Below are 1,086 nucleotides of genomic sequence, written 5' to 3'. Positions count from 1 at the left end.
CATGTGCACCGAGCCGGTGCTGCTGTGCCTGGACGAGCCGGCGGCCGGTCTGAACCCGCGCGAGTCGGGGGAGCTGCCCGAGATCCTGACCTTCATCCGCGACGTCCAGACGCCGCAGGGCCACCGGACCGGCGTGTTGCTGATCGAGCATGACATGAGCGTGGTGATGCGCATTTCCGACCATGTGGTGGTGCTGGACTATGGCCGGAAGATTTCCGACGGCACGCCTGGGCATGTGAAGAACGACCCGGCGGTGATCCGCGCCTATCTGGGCGAGGACGAGGACGAAGCCCTGCCGCCGGAGGTCGCTGCCGATCTGAACCTCGCCCAGAAGGGAGCCTGAGCCATGTTGAAGGTATCGGGCGTCCACACCTTCTACGGCGCCATCGAGGCGCTGAAGGGGATCGACATCGAGATCGGCGCCGGCGAGATCGTCTCGCTGATCGGCGCCAACGGGGCGGGCAAGTCGACGCTGCTGATGACGATCTGCGGCAGCCCGCGGGCGCGCCAGGGCCGGGTGTTCTTCGAGGGCGAGGACATCACCGACCTCCCCACCCACGAGATCGTGCGGCGCGGCATCGCGCAGTCTCCCGAGGGCCGGCGCATCTTCCCGCGCATGACGGTGCTGGAGAATCTGCAGATGGGGTCCATCGTCGCCCAGCCCGGCAGCTTCGACCGCGAGCTGGAGCGGGTGCTGACCTTGTTCCCGCGTCTGAAGGAGCGCATCAACCAGCGCGCCGGCACGATGTCGGGCGGCGAGCAGCAGATGCTGGCGATCGGGCGGGCCTTGATGAGCCAGCCGCGGCTGCTGCTGCTGGACGAGCCGTCGCTGGGTCTGGCGCCGCTGATCGTGAAGCAGATCTTCCAGGTGATCCAGGAGATCAACCGGGAACAGAAGATGACGGTGTTCATGGTGGAGCAGAACGCCTTCCATGCGCTGAAGCTGGCGCACCGGGCCTATGTGATGGTGACGGGGAAGATCACGATGACGGGGACGGGAGCGCAGCTGCTGGCCGACCCGGAGGTGCGGTCGGCGTACCTGGGAAGGGGACACTGAGATGGAAACGATCCTTGGCTCTTCGCTTC

1 protein-coding gene and 1 pseudogene are annotated in these 1,086 nt (G+C 66.6%); both read left to right on the top strand.

Features of this window, described 5'->3' with window-relative positions; translation table 11 throughout:
- Window positions 1-343 (top strand): annotated as a pseudogene (locus I71_RS25140) (ABC transporter ATP-binding protein); the annotation flags it as partial.
- A 3-nt stretch (window positions 344-346) separates the two neighbouring features.
- A complete protein-coding gene (locus I71_RS25135; RefSeq protein WP_042700177.1) occupies window positions 347-1,057 on the top strand; it encodes an ABC transporter ATP-binding protein in 711 nt (236 codons plus the stop codon).
- Window positions 1,058-1,086: the final 29 nt, after the last annotated feature.

The sequence above is a fragment of the Azospirillum sp. B506 genome (assembly GCF_000333595.1).
GTDB lineage: Bacteria > Pseudomonadota > Alphaproteobacteria > Azospirillales > Azospirillaceae > Azospirillum.
This window is presented reverse-complemented; position numbering and strand designations above follow the sequence as displayed.

Coding starts and splice junctions, on each gene's coding strand:
- I71_RS25135 (WP_042700177.1), top strand. CDS start 347: ATGTTGAAGGTATCGGGCGTCCACACCTTCTACGGCGCCATCGAGGCG.